This is a genomic window from Hydrogeniiclostridium mannosilyticum, assembly GCF_003268275.1.
In the GTDB taxonomy this organism is placed as follows: Bacteria; Bacillota; Clostridia; order Oscillospirales; family Acutalibacteraceae; genus Hydrogeniiclostridium; species Hydrogeniiclostridium mannosilyticum.
In genome coordinates this window covers 1-700 of the sequence record NZ_QLYR01000038.1, presented here as the reverse complement: position 1 = coordinate 700, position 700 = coordinate 1, and the positions used below count along the sequence as shown (strand labels likewise).

At 48.4% G+C, this 700-nt stretch carries 1 pseudogene; it reads left to right on the top strand.

The features are described from left to right. Positions 1 to 139: 139 nt before the first annotated feature. A pseudogene (gene tnpA / locus DPQ25_RS14345) lies at positions 140 to 597 on the top strand (IS200/IS605 family transposase). The last annotated feature ends 103 nt before the right edge of the window (positions 598 to 700 follow it).

The following is a 700-nucleotide window of genomic DNA, read 5'->3' as shown; positions in this document are numbered from 1 at the left end:
TTGTATGGAGAAAACCACTCGCTAGGCGAGTGGTTCAAAAGAAGGCTTATGCCGATGATGTAGACAAAAAAACTCCCTTTGCTAAAATAGAAGTGCGGTCTGCCAACTGCACGACAAAAGCAAAGGGAGGTCATTCGAAATGAACGACATGAATAGTTTAACGCATACGACGTGGAATTGCAAATATCATATCGTCTTCGCGCCGAAGTACCGTAGAAAAGTATTCTACGGGGAAAAGCGCAGGGAGGTTGGGGAAATACTGAGAACGCTATGTAACTGGAAGAAGATCAAAATAATCGAGGCCGAGGTATGTCCGGATCATGTGCATATGCCCGTAGAAATTCCACCGAAGATTGCAATATCCAGTTTCATGGGATACCTCAAGGGGAAAAGCAGCCTGATGATCTACGAAAAGTATCCGGAACTGAAATACAAGTACCGGAACCGTGAATTCTGGTGCCGTGGGTACTACGTAGACACGGCGGGCAAGAATGCGCAAAAGATACAGGAGTACATCAAACGTCAGTTGGACGAGGACAAAGCCGGGGAACAACTGACGATGGGGAACGTCTAAACCCGTTTACGGGTAGCAAGTAACAATCTCTCGCAATTGGCAGACCGTACTTACGCGACGTGACGCGTCCGGCTAGTATCAGAGGGCTTTGCCCGTCTATGAAGAACCCCCGGCTTTGCCGGGGGG